At 63.4% G+C, this 12,329-nt stretch carries 10 protein-coding genes and 1 pseudogene; 10 read left to right on the top strand and 1 reads right to left on the bottom strand.

The window, feature by feature from the left end; all coding sequences use genetic code 11:
- The 5 genes and pseudogenes from AUL39_RS11265 to AUL39_RS09920 all read left to right on the top strand — a co-directional run.
- Positions 1 to 735, top strand: a pseudogene (locus AUL39_RS11265) (hypothetical protein); the annotation flags it as partial.
- Positions 736 to 943: 208 nt separating this feature from the next.
- Positions 944 to 2,032 (top strand): N-acetyl-gamma-glutamyl-phosphate reductase, encoded by a 1,089-nt coding sequence (gene argC / locus AUL39_RS09935; protein ID WP_235810836.1) that lies wholly within the window; start codon positions 944 to 946, stop codon positions 2,030 to 2,032.
- Between the two features lie 93 nt (positions 2,033 to 2,125).
- Positions 2,126 to 3,412: a bifunctional glutamate N-acetyltransferase/amino-acid acetyltransferase ArgJ gene (gene argJ / locus AUL39_RS09930; protein WP_082667372.1), complete on the top strand. Its 1,287-nt coding sequence runs from the start codon at positions 2,126 to 2,128 to the stop codon at positions 3,410 to 3,412.
- A gap of 65 nt (positions 3,413 to 3,477) precedes the next feature.
- Positions 3,478 to 4,353 carry an acetylglutamate kinase gene (gene argB, locus AUL39_RS09925; protein ID WP_059055797.1) on the top strand — a complete coding sequence of 292 codons (876 nt, stop codon included), beginning with the start codon at positions 3,478 to 3,480 and terminating at the stop codon, positions 4,351 to 4,353.
- Positions 4,354 to 4,411: 58 nt separating this feature from the next.
- Complete coding sequence (locus AUL39_RS09920) at positions 4,412 to 5,656, top strand: aminotransferase class III-fold pyridoxal phosphate-dependent enzyme (RefSeq protein ID WP_059055796.1); 1,245 nt, start codon at positions 4,412 to 4,414, stop codon at positions 5,654 to 5,656.
- Positions 5,657 to 5,739: 83 nt separating this feature from the next.
- On the opposite strand, the gene AUL39_RS09915 is transcribed toward AUL39_RS09920, so the two are convergent.
- On the bottom strand, positions 5,740 to 6,957 hold the full coding sequence (locus AUL39_RS09915) for an MFS transporter (protein ID WP_235810835.1): 1,218 nt from the start codon (positions 6,955 to 6,957) through the stop codon (positions 5,740 to 5,742).
- 313 nt (positions 6,958 to 7,270) lie between these two features.
- Here AUL39_RS09915 and AUL39_RS09910 point away from each other — a divergent pair, with 313 nt between their 5' ends.
- The 5 genes from AUL39_RS09910 to AUL39_RS09890 all read left to right on the top strand — a co-directional run bounded on the left by AUL39_RS09910 (position 7,271) and on the right by AUL39_RS09890 (position 12,218).
- The gene (locus AUL39_RS09910; RefSeq protein WP_059055792.1) at positions 7,271 to 8,254 is read left to right on the top strand and encodes a zinc dependent phospholipase C family protein; all 984 of its coding nucleotides are present in this window, start codon (positions 7,271 to 7,273) and stop codon (positions 8,252 to 8,254) included.
- On the top strand, positions 8,251 to 8,763 hold the full coding sequence (locus AUL39_RS09905) for a very short patch repair endonuclease (RefSeq protein ID WP_059055790.1): 513 nt from the start codon (positions 8,251 to 8,253) through the stop codon (positions 8,761 to 8,763). Before AUL39_RS09910 ends, AUL39_RS09905 begins: the two co-directional genes overlap by 4 nt.
- Before the next feature lie 52 nt (positions 8,764 to 8,815).
- On the top strand, positions 8,816 to 9,619 hold the full coding sequence (locus tag AUL39_RS09900; RefSeq protein WP_059055788.1) for a metallophosphoesterase family protein: 804 nt from the start codon (positions 8,816 to 8,818) through the stop codon (positions 9,617 to 9,619).
- Positions 9,609 to 10,145 carry a DNA-deoxyinosine glycosylase gene (locus tag AUL39_RS09895; RefSeq protein ID WP_059055786.1) on the top strand — a complete coding sequence of 179 codons (537 nt, stop codon included), beginning with the start codon at positions 9,609 to 9,611 and terminating at the stop codon, positions 10,143 to 10,145. Before AUL39_RS09900 ends, AUL39_RS09895 begins: the two co-directional genes overlap by 11 nt.
- A 216-nt stretch (positions 10,146 to 10,361) precedes the next feature.
- Positions 10,362 to 12,218: a GNAT family N-acetyltransferase gene (locus tag AUL39_RS09890; RefSeq protein WP_059055784.1), complete on the top strand. Its 1,857-nt coding sequence runs from the start codon at positions 10,362 to 10,364 to the stop codon at positions 12,216 to 12,218.
- Positions 12,219 to 12,329: the final 111 nt, after the last annotated feature.

The raw sequence follows: 12,329 nt of genomic DNA, 5'->3' as shown, positions 1-12,329 counted from the left end.
CTCTACGTGGACGCCGTCTCCGCGCGCGGCGAGAGGCGCACCGCCTCCACGCGGGTCGTGGCCTGGGGCGTGACGGGAATTGACGTCTCGTCTTCGGATGGAGGGATGACTTGGAAGGCGTCTGCAAATCTCTTTGAGGTTCCTTCCGATGCTCAGATGGAGTACCGCTTCCGCTGGGAGGCCTCGGACGGCTCCGCCTCCGGCACGCTCAGCGACTGGTCAGCTGCCTCCTCATGCACTTTCCGTCGATCGGACTTTGGTAGTCTCGCCTCGCGCTATCGCATTTATCTCGACGTGAAGTATCCCAACGGGAAGACGAGTGCGTATGCATCTGGCAGTCTCTCCCTGCTGAGCGATGCGCAGAAGAGGGTCATCGCCTCGGCATACAACACTCCGTCTGTCGGCTCTGGCTACTGCTCGGAATGGGTTGACAACGTGTTTGTCAACGTTGGCTTCTATCGCTATGGTCAGGATAAGAATGCAAATGACCTATGCCGCGAGTTCTGCACGTATACGAAGCTCTCTGACCTGCAGCCTGGCATGATTGTCGCAGTGGAGAAGTCTCCAACTCCCCTTGGAAGAATCTACGGGCATGTAGCTGTATACATTGGCGATGGCAAGCTGCATGATGACGAGGGATACATTAGGGAGATGTCGCTTACGGACTGGCTCGCCTTTTACAGCAAGCTCGATACTCCTCGATGGGGGTGGTACGGCAACATTCCGCTTGCCTAGGATACGGTTTCACACTTGAGGCGGCGCGGTTCCTGTAGATGGGGACCGCGCCTTTTCTATGATCGCCCGCTCGGCTATTTGTCGACAATTGTGTCAGGGAGAAGAACAGATTGTCGCGTATGGCACAGTCACTAGTCCCTGTGCTATCCTGCACCCAATAAACAAAAGCAATCTTGCATACGCTATGCTGTTTATGCATTGTTCTGAGGTGATTGAGGGAATGGAGCAGATAAGGGCCTGCGTCGTGGGGGCAACTGGGTTCGCTGGGGTCGAGGTCTGCCGCATCGTCCTGGGGCATCCCGACCTGGAGCTTACGATGGCTACAGATCGCAAGGCTGCAGGTACTAGACTCGCTGACGTGTACCCCGCCTTCGAGGGCGCCTGTGACCTCGTGCTCTCGCTCCCCGAGCCAGAAGCCATCGCCCAGAATGCAGACGTTGCCTTTCTCGCCGTGCCCCACACGGCGTCGCTTGCCATCACGCCTCAGCTCTTGGCGCTAGGCGTTACCGTCATCGACCTTTCGGCGGACTACCGCCTGCATGATGCGGCCGTCTACGAGCAGTGGTACGGCACGCCGCACACAAGCCCCGAGCTTCTCGGCCAGACGGTCTATGGCCTTCCCGAGCTTAACCGCGCAGGTCTTCTCGCGCTGGGGGAGCGCCACGAGAAGGGCGAGGCGGTTCTTGTCGCCGTGCCGGGCTGCTACCCCACGGCAACGGCGCTTGCCGCAATTCCGGCGCTCGAGGCCGGGCTTGCCACGGGAGACCTCGTGATCTCCGACGCCATCTCCGGCGTCTCCGGTGCGGGCCGCACGCCCAACGCGCGCACGCACTTCTGCCATGCAAACGAGTCCGTTGAGGCCTACGGTGTGGCGCACCACCGCCACACGCCCGAGATAGAGCAGACGCTCACCCAGGTTGCCGGCCGTGAGATGAACGTGGTCTTCACGCCGCACCTGGCGCCGCTCACCCGCGGGCTTCTCGCCACGGTGTACATGACGGCAGCCGATGGCGTCACCGCAAACGATGTGCAGGACGCCTACGAGCGTCGCTATGCCAACGAGGCGCTTGTCTCAACGCTCCCTGCTGGCCACATGCCGCAGACCTCCTCGGTTGCGGCAACCGCCCGCGCCCAGGTTGGCGTTGCCCTTGATGACCGACGACGTAGGGTCATCATCGCGTCCTGCGCGATCGACAACCTCGGCAAGGGGGCTGCCGCCCAGGCGATGCAATGCGCAAACCTGGTGCTCGGCCTCCCGGAGACCCAGGGCATAGGAGCCACCGCACCGCTCATCTAAGCTCATAGCCGAGTCCGTCGACTGGCGCAAGGACTACCCGCACCGTCCGCTTTGGGCGCGCATGCGGCGCGTCCCCGTCCAGAAGGACCTACCATGGCCAACTACAAGCCCCTTGCCATCCCCACACAGGATGACGCACCTCAGTCGTTTGGATTTGCCCCCTGCAAGGGTGGCGTCTGTGCCGCCGTAGGCATGCGTGCGGCCGGCATATCTGCAGGATTTCGTCGGAATCCCGAGCGCAAGGACATGGCGCTTGTCGTAGCCGACAAGACAAGCGTCTGCGCGGCGACGTTCACCCAGAACCGCTTCTGCGCCGCGCCGGTGCAGGTGAGCCGTGCGCGCGCCGCCTCTGGGCACGCGCGTGTCGTGGTGCTCAACTCCGGCAACGCCAACGCCGCTACGGGAGAGCCCGGCCTGCGGTGTGCCGAGAAGGCCTGCGCCCTTGTCGCCCACGCGCTTAACTGCGACGAGCAGGATGTGCTGGTTGCGTCGACGGGAGTCATCGGCGTGCAACTTCCCTTTGAGCCGTACGTGACTGGCGTGCCCGCGATTGTGGACGCGCTTGCGGCAACTCCCGCGGCCGCCCATGACGCTGCTTGCGCCGTTATGACCACGGACACTCACTCCAAGGAGGCTGCCTTCGCGGGCCCTGCGCCTCAGGCGGACGGCAGTTCCGTCACCGTGCACGTGGGAGGCTTTGCGAAGGGCTCCGGCATGATTCAGCCGAACATGGCGACCATGCTCTGCGTGCTCTCGACCGACGCGCCGTTGACGCCGGAGGCAGCGCATGCGGCGCTTCTCTCGGCTGTGCACAATACCTTCAACAAGGTGACGGTGGACTCCGACACCTCCACCAACGACACGTGCATCCTCTTTGCCACGGGCGCTGCCGGGGGAGAGCCCATCGACGAGTCATCGCTCGCCTTCCCGGCCGTAGCCGCGGCCATCAAGGGCGTCTGCACCAACCTTGCGCGCCAGATTGCCGCAGACGGCGAGGGGTCTACCAAGCTCGTGACGGTGGATGTCCTGGGCGCCGCCACGCAGGAGGACGCCGACAAGGTAGCCTTTGCCATCGCCAACTCACCGCTGGTCAAGACCGCCATCTTTGGTCATGACGCCAACTGGGGCCGCGTTGCGGCGGCTGCCGGAAAGTGCGGGGTGCCCTTCTCGCAAGAGAACGTGGACATCGACTTCATGGACGTGCCCGTGCTGCGTGCGGGCCTTGCCGTACCCATGGACGAGGACGACATGCTGCGACGATTTGAGCGGCCCGAGATTCACATTGCCATCTCGCTTGGTGCGAGGGAGGCCCACTCGCGGGTGTGGACCTGCGACCTCACGCACGACTACGTCAAGATCAACGGAGAGTATCGCACCTAGGCGCCCAGCGCCCGGCCGCACGCGAGGCGGCCCCACGACCAGACAACCAAACACAGGAGGTACGCATGCAAGGTCGCGAGGAGGGCGAGCTGGAGCTTGCCCAGAAGAAGGCGGAGGTTCTCACCGAGGCGCTCCCGTGGATCAACAAGATGCGCGGAAAGACCGTCGTGGTGAAGTATGGCGGGTCTGCCATGGAGGACCCCAAGCTCATGGTGCAGGTGCTGGGAGACATCGAGCTCCTCAAGCTCATGGGCATGCGCGTGGTGCTCGTGCACGGAGGCGGCAAGGCGATAAGCGCCATGCTCACACGCCTCAACATGCCCGTGCAGTTTAAGAATGGCCTGCGCGTCACCGACGACGACACCATGGAGGCCGTGCAGGAGGTCCTTATCGGCAAGGTCAACCAGCAGCTGGTCTGGGCCTTGAATGAGTACGGCCACAACGCGGTGGGCATCTCGGGCGCGGACGGCAAGACGCTCAAGGCGGTGCCCGTCTCGCCAGAGCTTGGTCGCGTGGGGCACATCCGCGAGGTGAGCCCCGAGCTTATCGAGACAATCCTCGACGACGACTACATCCCTGTGATCGCCTCCGTGGCCTGCGGGCCAGACGGCTTCTTCAACGTGAATGCGGACGAGGCGGCAAGTGCGGTTGCCGAGGCGCTCCACGCCGACAAGCTCATCTACCTCACGGACGTCGATGGTCTCTTTGCCGACGTTAACGACAAGGGAAGCCTCATCCGCTCGCTCACCAAGGCCGAGACCAAGGACATCCTCGCATCCGGCGAGCTTGCGGGAGGCATGGTGCCCAAGGTCCGCTCGATTGTGGAGGCCATGGACCGGGGCGTCTCCGAGGTGGTCATCCTCAACGGAAAGTCTCCCCACTCGCTGCTGCTCGAGATCTTCACCGACGCAGGCGTGGGCACCCTCTTCACGCAGGAATAGTGAGAAAAGGGAGACAGAGGGAGTTTCCCTTTGTCTCATTCAGAACAAGGAGAACAACATGGCAGACACCAGCTACGAGAGCGCCAAGGCCCTTGACGATGCCTACGTGATGCACACCTATGCGCGTCTCCCCGTTGAGTTCGTTTCGGGCGAGGGCGCCACGCTCACCGACTCCACCGGCAAGACTTATATCGACTGCCTGGGCGGCATTGGCTCGGTGAGCATGGGCCACTGCAACCCCGTGGTGGCGGCCGCCCTTAGGGAGCAGGCCGAAAAGGTCTGGCAGGTGGGCAACTACTACTTCGTCGAGAACCGCGGCGAGCTTGCGCGCGACCTCTCCGGACTCCTCTCGTCTGTATGCGACGAGGAGGGCCACGTGGTTGGCTCCACAGGCTCCACGTGGAAGACGTTCTTTGCCAACTCCGGTGCCGAGGCAAACGAGGGTGCCATCAAGGTGGCAAGGCGCTGGGGCGAGAAGAAGCTTGGCGGCGCGACTGGTATCCTCACGGCACAGAAGAGCTTCCACGGCCGCACGCTGGCAACGCTGGCCGCAACCGGCCAGGACGTGTTTCACAAGGCGTTTCTCCCCATGCCAGCCGGCTTTGCCGCGGTGCCGCTGAACGATGCGGACGCGCTGGTGGCGGCGCTGGACAACCCGCCGGCGAGCTGCGGACCCGTGTGCGCCGTCATGCTCGAGTGCGTGCAAGGCGAGGGCGGCGTGTGGCCGGCTAACTTCGATTACCTGCGGTTTGTTGCTGCCGAGTGCAAGAAGCGCGGCGTGCTTCTCGTGATTGACGAGGTCCAGACCGGGTTCTTTCGCTGTGGTGCGCCGTTTGCGTACCAGTTGGCCGGCATCGAGCCAGACGTGGTGAGCCTTGCCAAGGGCATCGCGGACGGTTTCCCCATGGGTGCCGTTGCGGCGAAGGTAGAGGTGGCCGACCTCATGGGGCCGGGCGACCACGGCTCTACCTTTGGCGGGAACGCGCTGGCTGCCGCCGCGGGGCGCGCCACCGTTGAGGCGCTGGTCTCGCAGAAGATGGGGGAGCACGTCATTGCCTGTGGAGCGCACCTGCGCCAACGGCTTGAGGCGTTGCCGCACGTGACAGAGGTGCGTGGGCATGGTCTCATGCTCGGCGCGCAGCTGGACGTGCCGGTGGCGACGGAGCTGGTCGACAAGGGCCTTGAGGTGGGTCTCGTCCTCAACCACATTGGCGACTCGATCCTGCGCTTCCTGCCTCCGCTGGTTATCTCCGAGGAGCAGGTTGACGAGGTTGTCGACAAGCTCGCGGCGCTGCTGGCGTAGGGGTGCTGGTACGGTCGCGCTTGCTTCTCTGCGCCGCGACGTCGCGCCGCGTACCAGCCCCGTGCGCCGTGTGCGGAGAAGCGCTACCCCTCCGTCGCCGCCGTGCGCTCGGGGACGCGCAGCATCACCACAAAGCCGATGATGAACAGCACCACAATGGAGAGCACACCCAGCGAGCTGTTGCCAGTGGCGGCCGTCATCGTACCCACGATAAAGGTGCCGAGAATTGCCGCGTACTTGCCAAAGATGTCAAAGAACCCAAAGTACTCGTTGGCGTGGTCCTTGGGGCAGAGCTTGCCAAACTCGGACCTCGAAAGCGCCTGCAGGCCGCCCTGGAAGAGGCCGACCATGATGGCGAGGATCCAGAACTCGACCGCCGTACGCAGGAAGAACGCAGCAAACAGCGTGATGAAGGTGTAGCCGGCAATGCCCACCAGGATCATCTTGCGCGTACCAAACTTGTGTCCTAGACGGCCATACGCAATGGCCGAGGGAAAAGCCACAAACTGCGTGACGAGCAGCGCCAGCACAAGCTGCGTGCCATCGATGCCAAGGTCGGCACCGTACGAGGTGGAAAGCTTGATGATGGTGTGCACGCCGTCGATGTAGAAGAAGTACGCAATGATGTAATTCCTAATGGACGGATCGCGCCAGATGCGCTTTGCTGTAGCGCCAATGCCGCGCACAGCGTTGACCAGCGCGTGCTCCTCGCGCGGCTTGTAGTGGGTCTGCTCGACGTTCTTGAGCATGGGCACCGTAAACGCCACCCACCAGGCAGCCGTGATCACAAAGGAGATTTGCATGGCCGTCTGCAGGCTCATGCCAAAGGGCCTCACCAGCACAAACGCCAGGCAGGCGAGAAACGGCACGCAACTGCCAATGTAGCCCCACGCATAGCCCTGGCTCGAGACTTCGTCCATACGGTCGTCCGTTGTGGCATCAACGAGCAGCGCGTCGTAGAACACGAACGACGTGTTGAGTGCCACAGAGGAGATCACGTAGATCACGAGAAACGCCATTGCGCTGGTGGGGAAGCCCATCGCAACGCATGCCACGGCGCCCGTTCCCACAGACCCAATGATGAACTTCTTCTTCATGCCCTGCTGGTCGGCAACGGAACCCAGGATTGGCATGAGCAGGGCGATGACCAGCGAGGCCACGGTCTCCGCGTAGCTCCAGGCCACAAGGGCGGGGCCGTCTGCCAGCGACTTGAAGTAGATGGGAATGACGCTTGTGGCGAGAAGCACCAACGCAGAATTGCCCACGTCGTACATGACCCAGCTTCTCTCGGCCTTTGTCATCTTGAAAGACATCGTGTTCCTCTCTGTTTGGCTTCGCGTCTTACGCTCATACACTTCAAAACGTTATCGTTTGAAAGTCGGCGAAACTCACGGCTTATGTCAGGATTATGTAATGGCTTGTGCGGTACGGCACGCACGTGGCGCCATGCGGATGCGTGGGTGCCGCGGGCGTACAACCCTGTTGCACACGTGACGCTATCTGTTACCGCGCCGCCCGTCTGGCGTCCTCTGGATGGGGCATAATGGCGGAACGGGTGTGCTTTGCGTCCGTCTTGCGCGACCACGCGCCCGCCTGAACCGGAAAGGGGTCACGATGCCAGACATTCTCACGCACGACTTCTTTGCTCGCGATGTTGCCGATCGCGCAAAGGCAGAGCTGCCTCTGGCGACCCTCGACGAGCGCGACGCCTTCCTGCTGGGAAGCCAAGGTCCAGACCCGCTCTTCTACATCACCATTTACCCCCTCATGGCCAAGTGGGCAAAGGTGGGAAACCTCATGCACGACGAGCGCCCCGCGCGGCTTCTCTCCGCCATGCGTGAGGCCGTCGACCGCCTTCCCAAGCGCGAGAAGGACGTGGGTTCAGCGTACCTGGCGGGCTTCTCGTGCCATTGGCTGCTTGACTCAACGGTCCACCCCTTTGTGAACGCCTGGGCATACGACCTCACGCATGCGGGTGTGTCCGAGCTGGGACCGGAGTATGACGGCAAGGTTCACATGGAGGTGGAGCGCGACCTGGACGAGGCGGTTCTCTATCGCAAGACTGCCAAGACCATTGCCGAGTACCGTCCGTTTGCAAATACCCTGCGCGCTTCTCGTGAGGTGCTTGCCATTATCGACAAGATTTATTTCTATGCGGCGCTCTGGACGTACGACAAGCCCATCGACCCCACCACCTTCTCGGTTTCGGTGGGCTGCTACCGCACCATCATGCGCCTGCTGTACGCTACGCGCGAGCCGCACCGCAACGTGGTCGCCGCCCTTGAGCGCGCTATAACTGGCACTCCCTACTCCACCTATGGCGCGCTTTCGCATCGCGTGCGGGCGTCTGCTTCCTCGGAGTTTGATAACAGCGAGCACCGCGCATGGACCAACCTCGCAACGGGTGTTGTGAGCAGGGATTCGTTCGAAGATCTGTATGAGCGAGCCTTGGACCGTGCGTCTGCCGTGGTCGCGGCCGTGCTCTCGCGCGACTTTGGTGACGATGCCGCGTGCGCGCTTACGGGCAACCTCAACTTTGAGGGGGCGCCTGCTCCCATTGACGCCCCGCTCGCGCAGGTGGGTGTCGCTGCGTCTTGACGAGCGAGGCAACGCGCCATGTGATGCAGGCGAACAAGAGCAAGAACACCAAGCCCGAGCTGCTGGTGCGGGCTCGGCTGCGTGAGGCTGGCTACACCGGATACCGCCTGCACTGGAAGAAGGCGCCGGGCAAGCCCGACATCTGCTTTCCCGGCAGGCGCGTTGCCATATTTGTGAACGGCTGCTTCTGGCACCGATGCCCCCACTGTGCCCTGCCGCTACCAAAGAGCAACGTGGAGTTCTGGAAGGCAAAGTTCGAGCGCAACAGGGAGCGCGACTCTCGTGACAATGCGCTGCTGGTACAGGATGGTTGGACCGTCATCGTGGTGTGGGAGTGCATGCTCAAGAAGGAGCGTCTCGAGCCCACAATGCAGGAGGTCCTTCGCGAACTTGACCGAGCGAGCGGGGATGCTCCGCGCGTCCCGCGCGTTGTTGAGATTGGCTCGCTTAGCCCGTGGAAACTTCGCCGAGAGCGCCAAAAGCTACGCTCACGGTATGTTTTGCGTTAAACCAGCCGCAGGTCTAAGCTAGTGTCCATGGCCAACGACGGGGGGTGCCGCCATGTCGACATACGTCTTTTCTGATGTCCACGGGCATCGTGCGACGCTCGAGCGCGTGCTCGAGCGCGTGTCTCCTTGCGCAGAAGACGTTGTTTTCTGCCTGGGAGACATGATTGACCGCGGGCCAGATCCCGTTGGCGTCATGCGCGTGGTGCGCTCGCTTCCCAACGTTCGCGTGCTCAAGGGCAACCACGAGGACCTCATGCTTGACGCGCTCGACCACAAGGACGACGTTGTTTCCCAGGCCAACTGGGCCATCAACGGTGGCATGGCAACGCTCTCCGGGCTCGAGGGTGCCTCGGATGATGAGGCGAGCGAGCTTATCGGCTGGGGGCGCAACCTTCCGCTCTCTGCGCACATTGAGGTGGCGGGTCGTCCCTATATCATGGCTCACGCCGGCATTCGCCCAGGTGGACCGCTGCCGGCAGACGGCGCGTGGAATGATTGCGCTCTTGATGCACTTATCGGCGAGCAGACCCCCGACGACCTGCTGTGGATTCGCGACGAGTTCTGGTCGGTTCCTACGGGGTTGCTTAACGAGAGGGGAGAGGGTCCCATCGTCGTGGCTGGCCACACCCCCACGCCCTACCTTACGTCCATGACGGACGAGTTCGACCGTCCGGTGAGAAACAGTGACGGCATTGCGCAGATGGTGCGCGTGGGCGCGTGCGACGCAACAGGTGACGTGGCGGACCGCTGGGACATCGACTCCGGTGCTGCGGGCGGCGCGGGCTTTGGCCAGATTACGATGGTACGCCTGGATGACGGCGAGGAGTTCGCGGAGCCCGTTCGCGATGGCGAGTAGAGCAGGCAAAGAGACGTCCGCCCCTGCGGGCCAGCGCGTCGTTCATCCTCTTGAACCTATATTTGATGGGAAGAGCCGCGTGCTTGTGCTAGGGACCATGCCCAGCCCCAAGTCGCGAGAGGTGCGCTTCTACTATGGCAACCCGCAGAACCGCTTCTGGCGCGTGATGGCGGCACTTTGGGGAGAGCCTGTGCCCGCGAGCAACGATGACCGTCGCGATCTGTGCCTTCGTCACCATGTGGCTTTATGGGACGTGCTTGCAAGCTGCACCATCGCGGGGGCGAGCGACGCCTCCATCCGCGATCCCGTGCCCAATGACGTGGGCAGGATTCTATCGGCGGCTCCAATCGTGCGCGTGTTCTGTACCGGTGGCACCGCCACAAGGCTCTACCAGCGGCTCATTGAGCCTGCGTGCGGCGTTCCATGCACGGGGCTTCCCTCCACGAGCCCGGCGAACGCCCGGATGCGCCTCGACGACCTTGTCGTTGCCTACGAATCGCTCCGGCGCGCGGCCGACGGGGAATAGCGCCGAGCGCCGGGCGCCGGAAGAGCCGTTATCGCAGCGATTGCGTACGAAACCCCCTCTCCGGCGTCAGTTTCTCGCCGGAAGGCCCGTTTTAGCAACTCGCTTGAAGCGTTATTGCTCAGCGCCCACGCCGTCCTCGTTTCTGCCACAATGGATGCCCGCAAACAACAATCGCAGCGCACACAACGTGGCTGAATCGCAGAGGGGCGACGTGCGATGAGCGTCAGTGAACTCATGGACGAGAAGGACATGGCCGACCTGCTCGTGAGCGTTCCCGCAGAGGGTCTGCTCCACGGTGCCGTGTGGACAGAGCCGTTGGGCCGCGGATGGACTCACCCCTGGCGCTTTGCAAAGAGCCAGCTCAAGGCTATCGGGAGCTGTCGGGCCTGGCACCCGGGGCTCTATCGCGCAATGGCCGCCTGCACGGCGGGCGTCACCGTGGAGTTTGAGACGGACTCCTCCGCCATCGTGCTCGAGGCGCGCGTGGAGCCGTTTCCGCGCGGCTCGCGCGAGGTGCTCGACGAGGCCGCTGAGTGCGCCTTTGCGCCAGACGGCCCCCTCGACGGCTTCTCGTGCGACGTCGACGGCCGCCATCTGCCCTGCGTGCTTCCCGAGGAGAACCGCGACGGTGTGACGCGCGTGGAGTTTGCGCTTGACGACCCCAACGAGGCGCCCGAGAGCAACCTCCAGCGCCTACCCGGCATGGGTCGCCATCACCACGTGCGCGTGTGGCTGCCCTGCCTCACAAGCTGCGACCTGCGTCACGTGGTGGGCGACGGCAACGTAATCGAGGCGGTTCCCGCTCGCGACCAGCTGCTGGTGATTGGCGACTCCATCGCCCAGGGCTTCGTTGCCGGCGACCCTGCGCACAACTGGCCGGCCCTTCTCGCCACGCGGCTTGGTATGGACGTGCTCAACCAAGGCATCGGCGGCCAGGTCTTCCTGCCGGGCTCTACCGTTGGCCTGGCAGACGAGGCGTCGCCCGCGGCCGTGGTGGTGGAGCTCGGCGAGAACTACCGCTACGAACCCTGCCAGGAGATGCGCATCTCGCGTGACATTCGCACGAGCCTCTTCGAGGTTGCCGAGGCGTGGCCCGAGGCGTCTACCTGGACGCTTACGCCCCTCTGGCATCTGGACGAGACGCACCCCACGCACCGGGGCAGCTGCTTTGCCGCCGTGCCCGACCTTATCCGCACCGCGGTGGCGGCCAACCCCGGCATGCATCTGGTCGAGGGCTCGCGCCTCCTGCAGGCAAGCCCAGTCCTCATGGCCGACGGCTACGAGCACCCCAACGCCGATGGCTCTGCCGTCATCGCGGAGCGCCTGGCCTATATCATGGATGCGCTGGCTGAGCCCGCGGAGACCCGCCGCGCACGGGCGATAGGGCTTCTCTCGGACGGTCCGCACGAGGCGTTCCCCATCCTCGAGTGCGCGCGCCGCGGGATTGGTGAGGTCCTTGTCGCCGAGAAGGGCGTGTGCCTCCTTGAGGTGCCGCGCCACGGGACTTTTGTCTGGGGGACCTCCCGGAAGGCCATGCGCGAGGCGCTCGACGTCTTTGCCTCGCGCGACCTGGTGTGCGTCCTTGGCTCCGCGCCCGTGCACGACGTGCGCCGCGACCTTGGCCTAACCGAGGACGCCCCCTGCAACATGGTTGTCTACGAGAAGAAGGGCCGCCTTGAGGTAGACCCTACGCTCGATATCCGCACGCTCACGCCAGCGTACGCCGAGCTTGTTGCCTCGCACTACTCGCACCCTGAGTACCTGGCGCCCGGCGAGCTGGAGGACATTCTCGCACGCGGGCTTGTGCTGGGAGGCTTTGAGGCGGGGCGTCTCTGCGCATTTATCGGCGAGCACCCCGAAGGCGCTATTGGCATGTTGGAGGTCTTTCCCGAGCAGCGCCGGCGTGGGTGGGCAACCGCGCTTGAGTCCGCGAAGATCAACGAGCAGCTCGACCGCGGTCTTGTGCCCTGGGGAGAGGTGTGGCCCGACAATCAGGCCTCCATTGCGCTTCAGGAGAAGCTTGGCCTCACGGTGTACCCGGAGAAGGGAATGCACTTCATGAGCCGCCCATAGCGTGATCTACCGGTGCCAAAGTGTCACCATAGCTATCCATTTCAGCTTCCTGTCATAAAGATTCGCTCGTCATGCTGTGTGCAGAATCAATGATGCTGTTTCCAAGCGTCT

Origin of the sequence: Tractidigestivibacter scatoligenes (assembly GCF_001494635.1) — a bacterium.
GTDB lineage: Bacteria > Actinomycetota > Coriobacteriia > Coriobacteriales > Atopobiaceae > Tractidigestivibacter > Tractidigestivibacter scatoligenes.
The sequence above is the reverse complement of the archived record's forward strand: the minus strand, read 5'-3'. Positions and strand labels throughout refer to the sequence as shown.

What these genes read in the sequence shown, in the direction of transcription:
- argJ (WP_082667372.1), top strand. Translation starts at nt 2,126, where the DNA reads ATGGCCAACTACAAGCCCCTTGCCATCCCCACACAGGATGACGCACCT.
- argB (WP_059055797.1), top strand. Translation starts at nt 3,478, where the DNA reads ATGCAAGGTCGCGAGGAGGGCGAGCTGGAGCTTGCCCAGAAGAAGGCG.
- AUL39_RS09920 (WP_059055796.1), top strand. Translation starts at nt 4,412, where the DNA reads ATGGCAGACACCAGCTACGAGAGCGCCAAGGCCCTTGACGATGCCTAC.
- AUL39_RS09915 (WP_235810835.1), bottom strand. Translation starts at nt 6,957, where the DNA reads ATGACAAAGGCCGAGAGAAGCTGGGTCATGTACGACGTGGGCAATTCT.
- AUL39_RS09910 (WP_059055792.1), top strand. Translation starts at nt 7,271, where the DNA reads ATGCCAGACATTCTCACGCACGACTTCTTTGCTCGCGATGTTGCCGAT.
- AUL39_RS09900 (WP_059055788.1), top strand. Translation starts at nt 8,816, where the DNA reads ATGTCGACATACGTCTTTTCTGATGTCCACGGGCATCGTGCGACGCTC.
- AUL39_RS09895 (WP_059055786.1), top strand. Translation starts at nt 9,609, where the DNA reads ATGGCGAGTAGAGCAGGCAAAGAGACGTCCGCCCCTGCGGGCCAGCGC.
- AUL39_RS09890 (WP_059055784.1), top strand. Translation starts at nt 10,362, where the DNA reads ATGAGCGTCAGTGAACTCATGGACGAGAAGGACATGGCCGACCTGCTC.